The following is a 15,302-nucleotide window of genomic DNA, read 5'->3' as shown; positions in this document are numbered from 1 at the left end:
TAGACTCGGCCTATACAATTATAATCGGGAGGAACAATCATGACCCGCATCACCGACCTTCGCGTCTTCGATCTCCGCTTTCCGACATCGCAAAGCCTGGATGGATCCGATGCGATGAACCCCGATCCGGATTATTCGGCCGCCTATGTCATTCTCGATACCGACGCGCCTGATCTAGCCGGCCACGGCCTGACCTTCACCATCGGCCGCGGCAACGACATTTGCTGCATGGCGATCGAAGCGATGCGCCACCTCATCGTCGGCGCCGACCTCGCCGAGGTTCTTGCCCATCCCGGCAGGTTCTGGCGGCATCTGACCAGCGATAGCCAGCTGCGCTGGATCGGCCCGGACAAGGGCGCCATTCATCTGGCGACCGGCGCGGTCGTCAATGCCGTCTGGGATCTCTTGGCCAAGCAGGCCGGCAAGCCGGTCTGGCGGCTCGTCGCCGAGATGTCGCCAGAAGAGATCGCCGACATCGTCGATTACCGCTATCTCACCGACGTCCTGACCCGCGACGAGGCGATCGAGATCCTCAAACGTGCCGAGGCGGGCAAGGCGGAACGCATTGCCATCCTCGAAAAGGAGGGTTATGCCTGCTACACGACCTCGGCCGGCTGGCTGGGTTATGAGGACGAGAAACTGCGCCGCCTCTGCCAGGAGGCGATCGACGCCGGCTTCGACCATATCAAGATGAAGGTCGGCCGCGATCTGGAAGATGATATCCGGCGTCTCCGGATCGCCCGCGAGGTGATCGGTCCCGATCGTTACCTGATGATCGACGCCAATCAGGTCTGGGATGTCGGCCAGGCGATCGACTGGATCAAGGCGCTCTCCTTCGCCAAGCCCTTCTTCATCGAGGAACCCACCAGCCCCGACGACGTCGCCGGCCACCGCAAGATCCGCCAGGCAATCGCGCCCGTGAAGGTCGCGACCGGCGAGATGTGCCAGAACCGCATCATGTTCAAGCAGTTCATCGCCGAGGGCGCGATCGACATCGTGCAGATCGATTCCTGCCGCATGGGCGGGCTGAACGAGGTTCTCTCCGTGCTGCTGATCGCCGCCAAGTTCGGCCTGCCGGTCTGGCCGCATGCCGGCGGCGTCGGTCTCTGCGAATATGTGCAGCATCTGTCGATGATCGATTATGTCGCGGTGTCGGGCACCAAGGACGGCCGCGTCATCGAATATGTCGATCATCTGCACGAACACTTCCTCGACCCCTGCCGGATCGAGAACGCCGCCTATATGCCGCCGACCCTGCCGGGCTTCTCCATCGAGATGAAACCGGCCTCGATCAGCAACTATACGTTTCGAGGTTAAGGAAACCTCGTCCGCCGCATGTTAAATTGCTGATTTCGACAGTCTTTCTTGTCGGTGATGGACTTCCAATCTGACGGGACTGCTCCAATTGACTTGGAGGCGGCGCAGCTTGCCTTTTGGAGCGCCGAGGAATATTTTCGTCGTGTGAATGCGGAGGGGGCCCAGCACCAGCAGGCCAGCAAATTTTATTGAACCCTGGACAATAGATGTTTGCGATCGAGCCATGCCCAAGTTTCACCACGTCAGGAGACTGTGCGCTTATTTGCTGATCGTCGCGGCAATGCTGCTGTCGATCGGCACGGCGCATGCCGCCACGACCGAAGGCGAGAGCGGACGCCGCGTCGCCCTCGTCATCGGCAACTCGGTCTACAAGACGCTGCCCTCGCTCCCCAATCCCGCCAATGATGTCGAAGAGGTCGCGACCACGCTGCGGGCTGCCGGTTTCGACGTGACGATCGGCGTCAATGTCGACCGCATCGGGCTCGAAGATACGGTGCGCCGCTTCCTGCGTTCGACCAGCAATGCCGAGGCCGGCCTGATCTATTATTCGGGCCACGGCATCCAGGTGGGCGGGCAGAATTTCATCGTGCCGGTCGATGCGACGCTGGAGACGCCCTATGACGTCGAGACGCAAACCATGCCGCTCGACCTCATCCTCAACCATCTCAAGCAGAATTCACGGGTTCAGCTGATCTTCCTCGACGCCTGCCGCAACAATCCCTTCAACGCCCAGAAATTCTGGATGGCGGAAAAACTGGAACCGGTCGGCGCCACACGCGGACTTGCACGTATCGACAGCGATCTCGGCAGCCTGATCGCCTTTTCCACAGAGCCCGGCCAGGTGGCGCTCGATGGCGAGGGCGCGCTCAGCCCCTATTCAGAATCCTTCATCAAGCGCGCCAGCGAACCCAACAAGGAAATCCGCCAGGTCCTGACCGACGTGCGCCGTGATGTGATCGCCATGACCGGCGGCAAGCAGGTCCCCTGGGAAAATTCCTCACTGATGGACAGCTTCTATTTCATTCCGGCGCCGCCGCCGCCGAGCGTCGAAGCGATGCAGCAGGTGAGCGTGCCGGAGGGTGCGGCCGCGACCAAATTGCCGATCGCCCCACCGCATGACGAGACCGGCTCGGCGCTGCTCGTCACCCTTAACCAGCTTCCAAAGACGGGAAAGCTCAGCTTCGACGGCAAGCCGGTCGACCAGGGCGCGAAGATGCCGGCCGCCGCACTGACGGCGCTGACCTATGATTCATCGGGTGTTGCCGCCGGAACCGTCAGCCTGATCGGTTACACCGTGAGCGATCCTTACGGCCAGGCGACGCAAGGCGTGGTCGCGATCACCGTCTCGGCGGATGCCGGCGCCAAGCTCGCCCAGCTCGAACAGGAAAAGCAGGTTCGGCTTGCCGATGCGGATACCTATCTGAAAACGCTGCCGCGTGACGTGAGCACCATGATCGGCGTCGGCCCGGTTGAAGCCGGCCTGCCTGCCGTCCCGGCATCGGCCGCGGAGATGACCTTCAAGGTTGCGGCGCTGCCCGACAAGGGCACGCTGCGCGCCGGAGACCGGGTGATCGGGCTCGGCCATGTGCTGGAAGCCGCCGATATTCCGGCGCTTGCCTACGAGCCGCAGATCGGCACCGAAAACCAGCCTTTCGCCCTGACGCTGCAGGCCGCCAACGATAATCTGCCGCCCGCCACCATCAACTTCAAGCCGGCGCTCGACGCCTGCGACACCGCAGCCGCAGCCCCCCTCGACCTGCAGGGCGTGACATCGGGTAAACTGCCGAACGAGATCGACCCCGATGATGCACTGCCGGCTTGCACGGAGGCGATAAAGACCTATCCCACGGTGGCGCGCTTCGTCTATCAGCTCGGCCGCGCCCAGCTTGCCAACCGCGATGCGAAGACGGCTTTTGCGACGATCAAGAAGGCGATGGATGCCGGGCATGTCAGGGCGATCTATGAACTGTCGAGCCTCTACGAGTTCGGTGCCTCCGTCCCGCGCGACGCAGCCAAGGCAAGCGAGATCGCCAAGGGCGGTGCGGCCAAAGGCGATCCCTTTGCCCTGCACAGCTACGGCAAGGCGCTCTACTACGGCCGCGGCACCAAGGCCGATCAGCAACTGGGATTGCGCCTGATGCTGCAGGCCGCCGATCTCGGCCATACCTATGCGATGAATGAGCTCGGCTACATCTTTCTGAACGGCGTCAACGTTCCGGCCGATCCGGAGCGCGGCATCCGCTTCTACGAGGCCGGCGTCCAGCGCAACGATATCTATTCGCTGAACAATCTTGCCCTCGTCTACCGTTTCGGGAAAGGCGCTCCGGAGGATCTGTCGAAAGCGCTCGATCTTTTCACCCGGGCGGCCGAGGGCGGTCAGCCCTATGCCCCGACCAATCTCGGACGCATGTACCGCGATGGCGTCGGCGTTACCGCGGACAAGGCGGAAGCGGTGAAGTGGCTGGAGATGGGCGCCGAACGCGGTGACTATTGGGGCGCGCTGGACCGCGCGATGCTGGCGAAAGAAGAAGGCAGTGGCGCTGACAGCCTTGCAACGGCAGCGCGTTATTTCGCACTGGCGACCGCCATCAATATGCCGGGCAGCGGCGACCCGAAGAACCAGGCGAAAGCCGCACTCAAGACCTTGCCGAATGCTGCAAAGAAGAAAGCGGAGGAGACCTTTGCCGCCGAGCTGACCGCTCAGGAGAAGAAGGCGCTTCCGAAGACCAAGTCGCTCGACGACAGGCTCGTTCAGCTCGCCAAGGCGACATGGGTCAAGCGAAATCCGAGGTACGATCTCTTCTAAAACGGCGACCTGGGGGCGCCCTTCATGACAAGAAAGCTCATCATCCGTGTTCTGCTTTGCTCGACCTTCCTTGCCGGCTCCGGCGCAATCTTGCAGAGTTGCATCTTCGATCCTGGCGCCAGGACGCTGTTCGCCAGCGAAGAGCCGGCCAAAAACGTTGCTCCGGCCAGCAACGTTACGCCTGCCAGGAAAACCACGCCCACCGTTAAAAAAGTGGCCGTAAGCACCAATCAACCGGCTTTCAGCCGCTCTGAGAACAGTTCCAGTGGGAATTCCAGCTCTGGCGGCGGCATGGGCGGCGGCAGCTCCAGTTCAAGCTCCGGCGGCGGCTGGGGGTCCGATCGCCGCCTGAAGACCGATATCCGTCGGCTCGGCAGCTCGGCTCAGGGCATACCGGTCTATGCCTTCCGCTACATCTGGGGCGGCCCGATGTTCGTCGGCACGATGGCGCAGGATCTTTTGGCAATCAGGCCTGAGGCGGTCATCGAAACCGCATCGGGTTACTACATGGTCGATTACGACAAGCTCGATATTGCGATGATCTCGCTGCCGGGGGATGCGTCTTCCGTGACAGCTGAAGCCGCGATGGCGCTTGCGACGCGGGCGGCACGGATACGCTCTCGGGGTTTCGTTCAGGCGGCAATGTAATCGAGGAAGCCGAGCGCGTGCCGATACCGCAGGATAGGGATACCTTTACCGGGAACCCTCTTGTCAGCCAGACTGGGACCCTTGTCGGAGTTCTCATCGGCGTTGCGCTCTCGACCTATCTGCAGCTTGAGCCCGGCAAGGCGATGGCGCTTGCCGTGTTCTGCCTTCTCGTGGCCTGGCTCGTCGTCGACGGCACACTTGCTGCTCGTCGGGCCTGGGCATCACGAACGAGACGAGACGAGGCTCCCGCCATCTTCTGGCGGCGCGTCGGAACGAAACTTGTCGGCCTCGCTGCGCTTTTTGGGGTGGTCGTCATTGTCTGCTCGGTCTTTCCGTTTTTCACACAGTCGTCGGCGATCCGATGGATCATCGAGGCCAGCCATACGACTATCCCCATTTCCATCGCACTTGCGATTGCCACCATTCTCTACGTCGCGGTGACCGATCTGATCGCCGAGCAGCCCGACGATTATCTCCATCAGGTCGGGCGCGCGGTGTTGATGCAGGATTTTCGCGAGGAGGACGTGCTGTTCGCATTGCGCCTGCTTGCGATCAAATGCTTCTTTCTCGTGCTGATGTTCTCGGGCGGCATGGCGGCTCTTTCCGATCTTGCCGAGAAGCCGGCCTGGGCGTTTCCGCCGCTCTCAGCCGCCTGGTTCGAAGGCCTGTTGCGGCTTGCCTTTCTTCTCGACACCGTACTTGCCGCCGGCGGCTATATCGCCACCTTCAAACTCTTCGGCTGGCATGTCAGGGCAACGGAGACGACGGCGCTCGGCTGGCTCGTCTGCCTCATCTGTTACGAGCCGTTCTTCCCGGTGATTTCGCATGCCTTCGTGCCTTATGGCGACGGGCCGGGCTGGGAGACGGTGATCCGGGAGGGCTCGGCCGTCTTCATCCTCTGGAGCGTCGCGACGCTGTTCTGCACCCTGATCTATGTCTGGGCGACCATCGCCTTCGGGCCGCGATTTTCCAACCTGACCCATCGCGGTATCATCACCTCGGGCCCCTATCGCTTCATCAAACACCCGGCCTATGTCGCCAAGAACATCTCCTGGTGGCTGTTTGCGGCCCCCAGTTTCATCGCCAGCGGCCCTGCGGAAGGGCTTGCGCGGGCCGGCATGCTGGCGATCGTCAGCCTGATCTACGTCATGCGCGCCCGCGCCGAAGAGCGCATGCTGAGCCGGGATCCTGCCTATCAGGACTATGCCGAGAGCGTCGCGGCACATGGGCTTTTGGCGATGGCGAAGCGACGGTTAATGTCAAAGCCGGCAGCCTGAAGCTGCTTTTCATTCAACCATCCAGCCCCTTAAAACGCACCGGCTGGTAGCCGCGCATCAGCAGGCTGCCGAGCGAATAGGTGTTGCGGCAGACGCGGCCCTTGCAGGCATTCGGCGAGGCCTCCATCACCTCCACCTTGCGGTCGCCGGTGAAGCGCATGAACAACAGCACATGCGAGCCCGGCTTGTTCAGCGCGTCGCCCGGCCGCAGCGACCAGGGGTCGGAGAGGCGTTTGGTGATGCCGGGGATGGCGCGGGTCGTCACATGCATCTTCAAGCCCCAGGCATCGCTGACGAAGCCGGAGCAATCGACGCCGAGGATGTCGGATTGCGGCGCGCTCTTGGTGCAGACATTGCCGGCGGTCTGGCCCTTTTCGACGCCGCCGATGAAATTCTCGAGCGGCGTCTTGCAGCCCCAGCAATAGGGAACACCTTTCACCGTCTGGCCGCGCTTGCCGATCAGATAGATCGGGCGGCGCAGCCGGTTCATGTTGAGGCAGCCGGGGCCAGGATCCCTGCCATAGGCGGTCGGCGTCACCAGCCAGTTCAGCGTCTCGAAACCGATTGCCCGCTCAATGACGTCGCTGCGTGATTTCGGCACGATCGCCACCTTCGGAACCTTGCCGGGCTTGCCGGCAGTCGGCTGTTTGGCCGGCCTGGCGACGGCAAGCTTACGGCCGGGCTCGCGGCCGTCGAGCCGCAGCACCTGCGCCCGGCTTTCCCCGGAGTTGAGATAGAGCACGTCGCCGCGCGGGCCGATCGCCACAAAACGCCTGGAGAAGACCGTGCCCGGTTCGATCGGCAGGTCGTAGACCCGGTCCATCGCCCCGTTCGGCGTGAAGCGCACCACCAACATGCCGGTGCGCTCCGGCCGGTCGGCCGGCACCAGCTCGACCAGCGCATAGGGCCTGCCCGTCGTGTCGATGTCGAGCAGTTCGACCGTGCCGATCCGGCCTTCGGATGTCAGCTGCAGCGACAGGAAATTCTCCTCCGAGCTGCTGCGCCGCAGCAGGATCTCCGCCTTGTGGTTGGCAGCCGAGACCTCGGCGACGATATCGCCGAGCCCGCGGCTCGGCACATATTGCATGACCGGCGGGCGGGCCTCGGGCCGGCTGGTGCTGCGGCCGATCTCGTCGATGATGCTGTTCAGCGGACCCGGCGAGACCGAGCCCATCGAGGCAAAGACCGAGCGGGTATAATCATCGGCATCGCCGCCGCCGTCGACGGCGCGCAGCGTCTGCGACCGGTCGTCGGCCTCAGTGGCGCGCTCGAGCGGCACGACGCCATCCGACCAGAGATAGAGTTCGTTATGGACGACGGCGAGATCCTCCGGCGCGGCATTCTCCGGCAGCGGCAAGATCTCCGGCTCAGCCTGCGAGCGCTCGGCGTCGACGGCAAGCACGCGGCCATTGTTCTGGTCGAGAATATAGATGGTGCCGTCGTCGCCGACGGTGATCGCCGCAGGCCCCGATGCCTCGACTTCCTCATTGGCGGAAATGATGCCAACCGAACGGGCGCCGTCGCCGCTTGGAAGTTCGATGATCGAAGTGTCTTTGGCAAAACCTGGCGAGGCGACCGTAAGTGCCGCGGCAAACAGAATATGCGACCCCAAACCACGCATTGCCTCGACCTCAAAAAGACTGCCAAGCCATTCAAAATGGTAAGATAGATGCGCCTCATCAGCAAGCTGTTGCTTTCCAAACGATTTGGAGATCGGAGCCGGCGATAGTACAAGATCATCGTCTCGAAGATTTGCTGGCAGGGAATGCTGATGCTGGAATGGAACGGTGACGAACTGGCGCTCGACATCAGCCTGCTGGAGCAGGTTCGCGCCGCACGGATAGGTTTCTCCGATCGCGTCTGCGCGGCCTCGGCCAGCAAGGACGACAAGCATCTGGCGCAGCTGCGCTCTGAGCCGACCTATCTGATGGCCGAGTTCCTCTATTCGATGAAGGTCTTCGGCATAAACACCGCCGAGGATATCGAACGCTTCGCCGATCTGCACAATGATTACGTGGTGTCGCTGACCCGCGATCCGGCCAAGCTGCAGCGCCTCGGGCTGTCGCAGGATCGGGCGCTCGCCTCGATGTTTACCGCCGACACCAAGCCGCGGCTGATCCAGAACTGGGCGGAGAAATCAGGCGCGATCGACCAGTCCAATCTCGCCCGTTTCCTGGTCGCGGTGATGTCGAGCGAGACCTGCCGCAAGACGCTGATCGATTTCGAGACGGCGGGCTTCATGCAACGCAAGCGCTCGCCTTACGGCACCATGGTCGTCTGGTCGACGGGCATGATCGAGGAGATCTTCGGCGAGATGCTGCGCGATCTGCGCCTCAGCCTGCAGCAATTGAAGATCCTCTGATGCCTGTCGCTCGGAAGTGTGCAGCAGTTCCGGGACAACGACATGCATAAAACAAGGAGCGAAAGCGCCGCGGCCAATCGATTTCACCCCTCCCAACCGATTGGCACGGAGCGCCGTTGCCATCCCCACGGCCTCTCCCTATTGTCGGGACGCTTGTCGCGTAATGGCGCCCATAAGACGGATGTGACGACGATGACGAAATCCTGGCTCATAACCCTGTCGATCGGCCTGCTGCTGGCGCTGCAAATCCCTGAGCTTAGCCATGCCGGGCCGGTCGAGGATGCGCTGGCGGCACGTAACCCCGCGCTGGCGGCGCTGCGCCAACAGGATGAAAAGGCCTTTGCCGCGGCGACCGCAATCATCGCCAAACACGAAAGCGCCGAGGGGCTGACACCCGGTGAAGGCAAATTGCCCGATGCGACCTCGCCCGGCCGCGACATGGGCTCCGGCCCCGGCAAGGAATTCGCGATCGACAATCCGGATATTCTCTGGCTCTACAATTCCTCGCCCGAGGGAATGAGCGACCTGATCTCGATTTTGAAATCAGCCGGGCAGAAACCCAAGAACTAACCGTCATCTTGCAGTCGAACGGGACTATAACAGCCGCCGGATATTGCCGGTCGTGAGTCTTGCTCACCTCTTTGCCTGGGTAGATTCTTTCGGGTTCCAAATAATTTGTAACCCTCCCTCAAGCAAGACAGGCCAAGCCATCCCAATTTCGCCGGTCAGTGCTATTCTCATCTTCAACACAGTGTGAGATTGTTCGAAGAGGAGGTTTTCCAATGCTGAACCGCAAAGCCATCCTAGCCGCAGCCACTTTTCTTTCGCTCTTTTCGATGGTTCCCGCCGTCGGGGCCCAGAACGAACGCACACTGACCGAAGCGCCGGCCCAGACCGGCCCCGTCAGCATCACCTTCGATCGCGCAGAAGCCAAATACGCCATCGGCGAAGTCGTCGGCCTCTTCATCCAGTCGAGCGAGAACGCCTATGTCACGGTCTTGAACGTTTCACCAAACGGCTCCGTGGTGAAGCTTTTCCCGAACAAGTACCAGACCGATGCGCTGGTCGGCGCCGGCAAGCGCGTGCAGGTGCCGGATCCGGCAAGCGGCGCCCGGCTGCAGGTCTCAGGCCCGGTCGGCCAGGAGCAGATCAAGGTCTTCTATTCCTCCAAGCCGCTGACCATCTTCGCCGATCTCGGCGGCAGCGGCAGCGGCATGTTCCGCTCGATCGACGGTGGCATGGATGCCGTTTCCCGCAGCCTTGAAGAAGCCCGCAGCCTCGGCACCAAGATCAGCAGCAAGACGCTGATGCTGACGACGGTCGATAGTCCGACGGCCCTGCCGCCTTCCGCAGCCCCGCCGGTTGCAGCCGCTCCCGCAGCAAAACCGGCCCCGGTCGAGCAGGCTGCCAAGCCGCCCGTTGCGCCGAAACCGAAGCCGGTGACGAAACAGGAAGTCGCCAAGAAGCCGGAAACGGTGGTGGAAAAACCGAAGCCCGTCACCCCGAAAAAGGTGGCGCCGAAACCTGTCGAACAGGCCACGACGCAGCCTCCGAAGAAATACAAGATCGTCACCAATCTGGCGCCCGGCCAGGAGCTTGCCGCCGACGAGTTGGAATTGATCGGTCCCGCCGACACCACCTCATCCACCCGGCCGACCCAATATAAGCAGCCGACCACCCAGTATAAGCAGCCGGCCCAGACCTCCCAGACGAAGATGCCGAAACTGCCGATGCCGCAGCTCAAGATGCCGCAATTCAAGCTGCCCGGCGGTTTCAGCATCAAGATGCCGCAGTTGAACCTCGGCCGATCGGCCGAACCTGATCAAGCCGGCGAGGAGATCGAGGTCGCCAACGCCGATACGCCCGCCTGCACCGCCCTGCTCGACAAGCTGAACACCGCCGTTGCCGCCAAGGATATCAATGCTGCCGCCGCTGAGGCCGATACGATCGCCGTCAGCGCCGATTGTGGCCAGTTCCAGGTGAATGCCCAGCGCCGCGTCGCGGCCCTCCGGCTTGCCGCCGCCCAGGAGATGATGGCCGCCAATCAGCCGGTCGCCGATTATGAGCCGCTGCTTGTCGCTGCCGATAGCCCGCAGGTGCTCTGGCAGGCCTCCGCCACGCTCGGCGAGATCTATTTCTCCGCCCGCCGCTTTGCCGATGCCGCCGCCGATTACCAGCAGGCGATCGAGATCATCAAGAACGAGACCCGCACGCCGAAGGCGCCGCCGGCCGAGACGATCTCCGATCTCATCCAGCGCGCCGCCCAGGCCCGCATCCTTGCCGCCAATCCGACCAGCGACAATCCGCAAGGTAGCTTCGTGCCGGCCGAGAAGGACCACCGCAGCGGCGTGCTCGGCGGCATCTATTCCGAGAATGTCCGCGGCATCGTGCCGGTCTCGATTCCGGTGCCGATCACCTTCGATTTCGACAAGTCGAGCTTCACCTCGATCGGCACCGAGGCCGCCGAGGAACTGCTGGAAGCGCTGAAGGAGCAGAAACCCGGCCGCATCATCCTCGTCGGCCATACCGACCGGCGCGGCGCTGACGACTATAATCAGAAGCTCTCCGAGCGCCGCGCCCAGGCCGTCGCCGATTTCCTGAAGAGCCACGGCATCGATGCGACGATCGACGCCGAAGGCCGCGGCGCCTCCGAGCCGGTCGACGTGACCGCCACCGCAAACCTCACCGAAGACGATGTCGATGCGCTGAACCGGCGCGTCGAATGGCGCCGCGAATAACGGGGGCGAGGGGAGTTTGGCCATGTCCGCATCCGTTTCCATGGCCGCCGCATTTGCCCTCCTCACCCTGGCGGCCGCCGACAGCCTGGCAAGGACGATCGAAGCGCCCGAGCGCGGCGCGGTCCGGGCGGTGCTGATCGGCATCGATCTCTACCGCAACGTCCCGCCGCTGCACGGCGCCGTCGCCGATGCCGAGGACCTTTCGCTTTCGCTGCGCTCGGTCGGCGTCGAAGACATGACGCTGTTGAAGAATGGGGCTGCCGATCGCGAAGGCATTTTCCATGCGATCGAGGCCGTGACGGAAAGGGCAGGGCCTGGCGACCTCGTCGTGCTCGGCATTGCCGGTCACGGATCGAGCGAGCCGGAGCGCGTCAAGGGCTCGAAACCGAGCGGCCGCGACGAGGTCTATGTGCTCGCCGGCTTCGACACCCGGCTGCCCGGATCGCGCGAGCGCATCTTCGGCGATGAATTCAAGGTGCTGATCCGCAATCTCGAGGCCAAGGGCGCCGATGTCGTCTTCGTCGCCGATACCTGCCATGCCGGCGGCATGACCCGCGATGTCGATCCGCGCGGCGCCGAGATCACCTGGCGCCAGGCGCCTTCCTATACGATCGAGGAGGACGACCTCGCGCCGATCTCAACCACGGCGGATGCGCTGTCCACCGGCTTCGATTACAAACGGCTGACCTTCCTCGCCGCCGTCGACGACAACACCAAGTCGCCCGAGATCTCGATTCCCGGCATTCCGCAGAAACGCGGCGCACTGAGTTATGCCACCGCCCGTGCCTTCGAGGGCGCTGCCGACCGCAACGGCGACGGCGCCGTCAGCCGCCGCGAACTGTTCGAATATGTGCGCCAGTCGGTCTACCAGTTCACCGACCAGCGGCAGAACATTTTTACCGAAAGCCCGCCCGGAACCGATCTCGATCGCGCCGTCGTCTATACCTACGACGGTGCAGGCACGACGTCGGCGGCAGCGAAATCAACCGTTCCACCGCCGGCCGAGCCCGCGCCGATCAGCGTTGCCGCCCTCGGCGCCGAGCCGGTGCTGCAGGGGCTCGACCCGGCCGTCACGCCGTTCAAGCTGACGGAGGGTGCCGATGCCGAACTGGTCTTCGATCCCGAAAAGCATGAAGCGATTGCCGGCGGCGATGTCGTCGCCTCCGCCATCGGCGCCGGCGACATCCCTTTCGTCGTCGACCGGATGGCCGCGCTCGACACGCTGAAGCGGCTGTCGGAAGCAGGCCCGCAGACCGTGCGCGTGACGCCCTCCGACACTGTCCATCGCGAAGGTGAGCGCGTCGGCGTCACGGTTTCGGATCTATCGGGCCGCAAGCTGGTGCTCTTCGACGTCACCGGCGACGGCACCGTGCAGTTTCTCTATCCCGGCGAAAGGGATGCCGAGACCGAGATGTCAGAGACCTTCGATCTCGATCTTTCCGTCGTCGCGCCGTTCGGCACCGACCTGCTCGTCGCCGTCACCTCGGAAAACCCGATGCCGCAACTTGTGGAGTTCCTGAAGCAGAATGACAGGCGCCGCACCGCCGGCAATATCGCCAGGCGCCTCGGCGAATTCCTGCCCGAGGGCGCGCGCGTCGGATTCACCGTCCTCTATACCTCCGCCGGAGCCAAGTTATGAGCACGTCGATCAGCCGGGTCCTCACCATTGCCTCCGTCATGCTGCTTCTGGCTGCTCCCGTGCCGGCGCAGCAGGATACCGATTTTGCCGGCGAGGATGGCGGGCGCGTCATCGGCGGCCAGGCGGCGAAAAAGGGCGAATGGCCCTGGCAGGTGAAGATCCTGGCGCCCGATCCCGAGCAGCGCGGCCGCTTCGGCGGCCATTGCGGCGGCTCGCTGATCGCACCGCGCTGGATATTGACGGCCGCCCATTGCGTCACCAGCGGCCGCTCCGGCAAGCAGGATCTCTTCGCCCGCGACCTGCTGATCGTCGAGGGCAAGTCGAAGATCGACAAGGTGATCGCGGTCGACGGCCCCGACAAACCGGGGCTATCAGTCGAAGACGTCATCATCCATGAGGATTTCGACCGCAAGGTCTTCGCCAACGACATCGCCCTGATCAAGCTCGCCGAGCCCGCCAAATCGAAGCCGGCCACTCTCGCCTCGGCCTCGGACGAGGCGGTGGAGGCCGCCGGCCACAAGGCGGTCGTCACCGGCTGGGGTTACACCAAGGCCGATCACGGCTGGGACGACAAATACCTGCCGACGGAGCTGCAGGAAGTGGAACTGCCGATCGTGCCGCGCGAGGACTGCCGCGCCGCCTATCGCGACAGCTCGATGCGGATGAACCCGATCGACGAGCGCAATGTCTGCGCCGGTTATGCCGAAGGCGGCAAGGATGCCTGCCAGGGCGACAGCGGCGGGCCGCTGGTCGCCCAGCGTCCGGACAAGCGCTGGATCCAGCTCGGCATCGTCAGCTGGGGTGCAGGCTGCGCCGAGGCCGAACATTACGGCGTCTATACCCGCGTCGCCGCCTTCCGCGACTGGATTGCCGCAAAGACCGACGGCGACGTGCCAAATGTTGAAGGGCCGGCCGCCGGCGATCAGGTCGCGTCGACCACCACCGGCACCGGGGCAAAACAGAAGCAGTCCGGCCAGCAGGAGGCCAACCTCGCCATAACCTCGCCGTCCACCGGCGACACCCCGCCCGCAGGCGATAGCGCGCCGGCCGGCACGACCGAAACACCCACTGAGCAGCCTGCCGCCGACGAACCCGCCGTCCAGTCCCCAACCGTCCAGACACCGGTGACCCAAGGCTCGCCCGGCGACCGCGCCCTGCTGATCGGCATCGACGATTACGAGATGCGCGAGGCGAAGCTGACCGGCTCCGCCAGCGATGTGAAGGCGATGCAGCTTTTCCTCGCCAAAACGCTTGCCTACCGCCCGGAACAGATCCACACGCTGACCAACCGCAAGGCGACCCGCGAGGCGATCCTGGCCGAAATCGACGACTGGCTGGTGCGCCAGTCGACGCCGGGAAGCCGGGTTTTCCTCTATTTCAGCGGCCAGGGCTCGGAAGAAATGGGCGCCGAGGAAACGACGAGCCCGACGCTTGTCGCAGCCGATGCCAAGCTGCTGCGCGAGGGCGGCAAGGTGACGGTCACCAACCAGATTCGCGAAACCGAGATCGCCGCCCGGCTGAACAGCCTCAAGGACCGCCGCGTCACCCTGCTGATCGACGCCTGCCATGTCGGCCCCGGCAGCCGCAGCGCGGTGGCCGCACCCTCCGGCACCGTGCGCTGCCTCGGCCCGGCGCTGGCCGCACTCGAACCGCCGAACAAGTCAGGCAAGGAAGCGAAATTCTCCTTCGGCGGCGAAAGCGCCATGGTCTGGTCGGCGGTCAACTCAGGCCAGTGGGCGTTCGTCGACCGCGAGGCCAAGCCGGCGCTGGGGGTTTTCACCCGCAACTTCATCGAAGGGGTGGAAAATGGCGTGGCGCGCGCCGCCGACAAGCCTAACGTCAGCAATGCCGCTTTGCTCGACTACGTCCGGCGCAAATCGGACGAATATTGCCGGACGCATGCCGGAGACTGCCGCTTCACGCCGGTGCCGCAATTTTACGGCCAGCCGGATGCGCTCGGCCGCGACGTCATCACCGGCGAGGAGGCGAAGACGGCGGTCGCCGCCGTCGAGAACACGCTGAAGAGCGACAATGAGGCGGGCGTCGCCGTCGACATGCTGCCCGGCACCTCGGTCGGCATCGGCGACAAGGTGGCGATGCGCGTCTCCACCAAGAAATCCGGTTACCTGATCCTGGTCGATATCGACGCCGCCGGCAAGCTGACGCAGCTTTACCCAAACAAACGCTCGATGGGCCTGAAGCCGACGGCCAAGACAGGCGACAACCGGCTCGATCCGGCCCGGCCGGTCGTCGTGCCCGATGCGCGCAATCCCTATATCGGCTTCGAATATCAGGTCGAGGGGCCGGCCGGCGTCGGCATGGTCGTCGCCATCCTCAGCGACAAGCCGATCGAGGTGCTCGACCTGCCCGATGTGCCGACACCGCTGGTCGGCCAGCGCGCCGCCTTCAACTATGTCTACGATCTTGCCCGCAGCCTCAGGATCGTCGGCGACGACGAGACCGGCGTCCAGGGCAAATGGTCGTTCGATTCCAAATTCTATCGCATCCGCTAAAA

The 15,302-nt window shown here is 63.7% G+C and carries 10 protein-coding genes; 9 read left to right on the top strand and 1 reads right to left on the bottom strand.

The genetic code is table 11. The features are described 5' to 3' along the window. The first annotated feature begins 39 nt into the window (after positions 1–39). From QMO82_RS32625 to QMO82_RS32610, 4 genes are all read left to right on the top strand, one after another. Positions 40–1,317: an L-fuconate dehydratase gene (locus QMO82_RS32625; protein WP_183608805.1), complete on the top strand. Its 1,278-nt coding sequence runs from the start codon at positions 40–42 to the stop codon at positions 1,315–1,317. Positions 1,318–1,540: 223 nt separating this feature from the next. Next, on the top strand, positions 1,541–4,123 hold the full coding sequence (locus QMO82_RS32620) for a caspase family protein (protein ID WP_183608804.1): 2,583 nt from the start codon (positions 1,541–1,543) through the stop codon (positions 4,121–4,123). Between the two features lie 24 nt (positions 4,124–4,147). Continuing rightward, entirely contained in the window at positions 4,148–4,771 is a 624-nt protein-coding gene (locus QMO82_RS32615) for a tail fiber domain-containing protein (RefSeq protein WP_183608803.1), read from the top strand. 17 nt (positions 4,772–4,788) lie between these two features. After that, positions 4,789–6,048, top strand: a complete 1,260-nt coding sequence (locus QMO82_RS32610; RefSeq protein WP_183608802.1) for an isoprenylcysteine carboxylmethyltransferase family protein — start codon at positions 4,789–4,791, stop codon at positions 6,046–6,048. 13 nt (positions 6,049–6,061) lie between these two features. Here the strand turns inward: QMO82_RS32610 and QMO82_RS32605 are convergent, their stop codons facing one another. Then, entirely contained in the window at positions 6,062–7,669 is a 1,608-nt protein-coding gene (locus QMO82_RS32605) for a hypothetical protein (RefSeq protein WP_283196659.1), read from the bottom strand. Positions 7,670–7,819: 150 nt separating this feature from the next. On the opposite strand from QMO82_RS32605, the gene QMO82_RS32600 reads away from it, so the two are divergent. From QMO82_RS32600 to QMO82_RS32580, 5 genes are all read left to right on the top strand, one after another. After that, on the top strand, positions 7,820–8,410 hold the full coding sequence (locus tag QMO82_RS32600; protein WP_047613358.1) for a hypothetical protein: 591 nt from the start codon (positions 7,820–7,822) through the stop codon (positions 8,408–8,410). Between the two features lie 192 nt (positions 8,411–8,602). Beyond that, on the top strand, positions 8,603–8,980 hold the full coding sequence (locus tag QMO82_RS32595; RefSeq protein WP_183608800.1) for a hypothetical protein: 378 nt from the start codon (positions 8,603–8,605) through the stop codon (positions 8,978–8,980). Positions 8,981–9,192: 212 nt separating this feature from the next. After that, positions 9,193–11,148: a DUF4384 domain-containing protein gene (locus QMO82_RS32590; RefSeq protein WP_183608799.1), complete on the top strand. Its 1,956-nt coding sequence runs from the start codon at positions 9,193–9,195 to the stop codon at positions 11,146–11,148. A 22-nt stretch (positions 11,149–11,170) separates the two neighbouring features. Beyond that, the gene (locus QMO82_RS32585; protein WP_183608798.1) at positions 11,171–12,787 is read left to right on the top strand and encodes a caspase family protein; all 1,617 of its coding nucleotides are present in this window, start codon (positions 11,171–11,173) and stop codon (positions 12,785–12,787) included. Further along, complete coding sequence (locus QMO82_RS32580; protein ID WP_183608797.1) at positions 12,784–15,300, top strand: trypsin-like serine protease; 2,517 nt, start codon at positions 12,784–12,786, stop codon at positions 15,298–15,300. Before QMO82_RS32585 ends, QMO82_RS32580 begins: the two co-directional genes overlap by 4 nt. Positions 15,301–15,302 lie beyond the last annotated feature (2 nt).

The sequence above is a fragment of the Rhizobium sp. BT04 genome, from assembly GCF_030053135.1.
Taxonomy (GTDB): Bacteria; Pseudomonadota; Alphaproteobacteria; order Rhizobiales; family Rhizobiaceae; genus Rhizobium; species Rhizobium binxianense.
The sequence above is the reverse complement of the archived record's forward strand: the minus strand, read 5'-3'. Positions and strand labels throughout refer to the sequence as shown.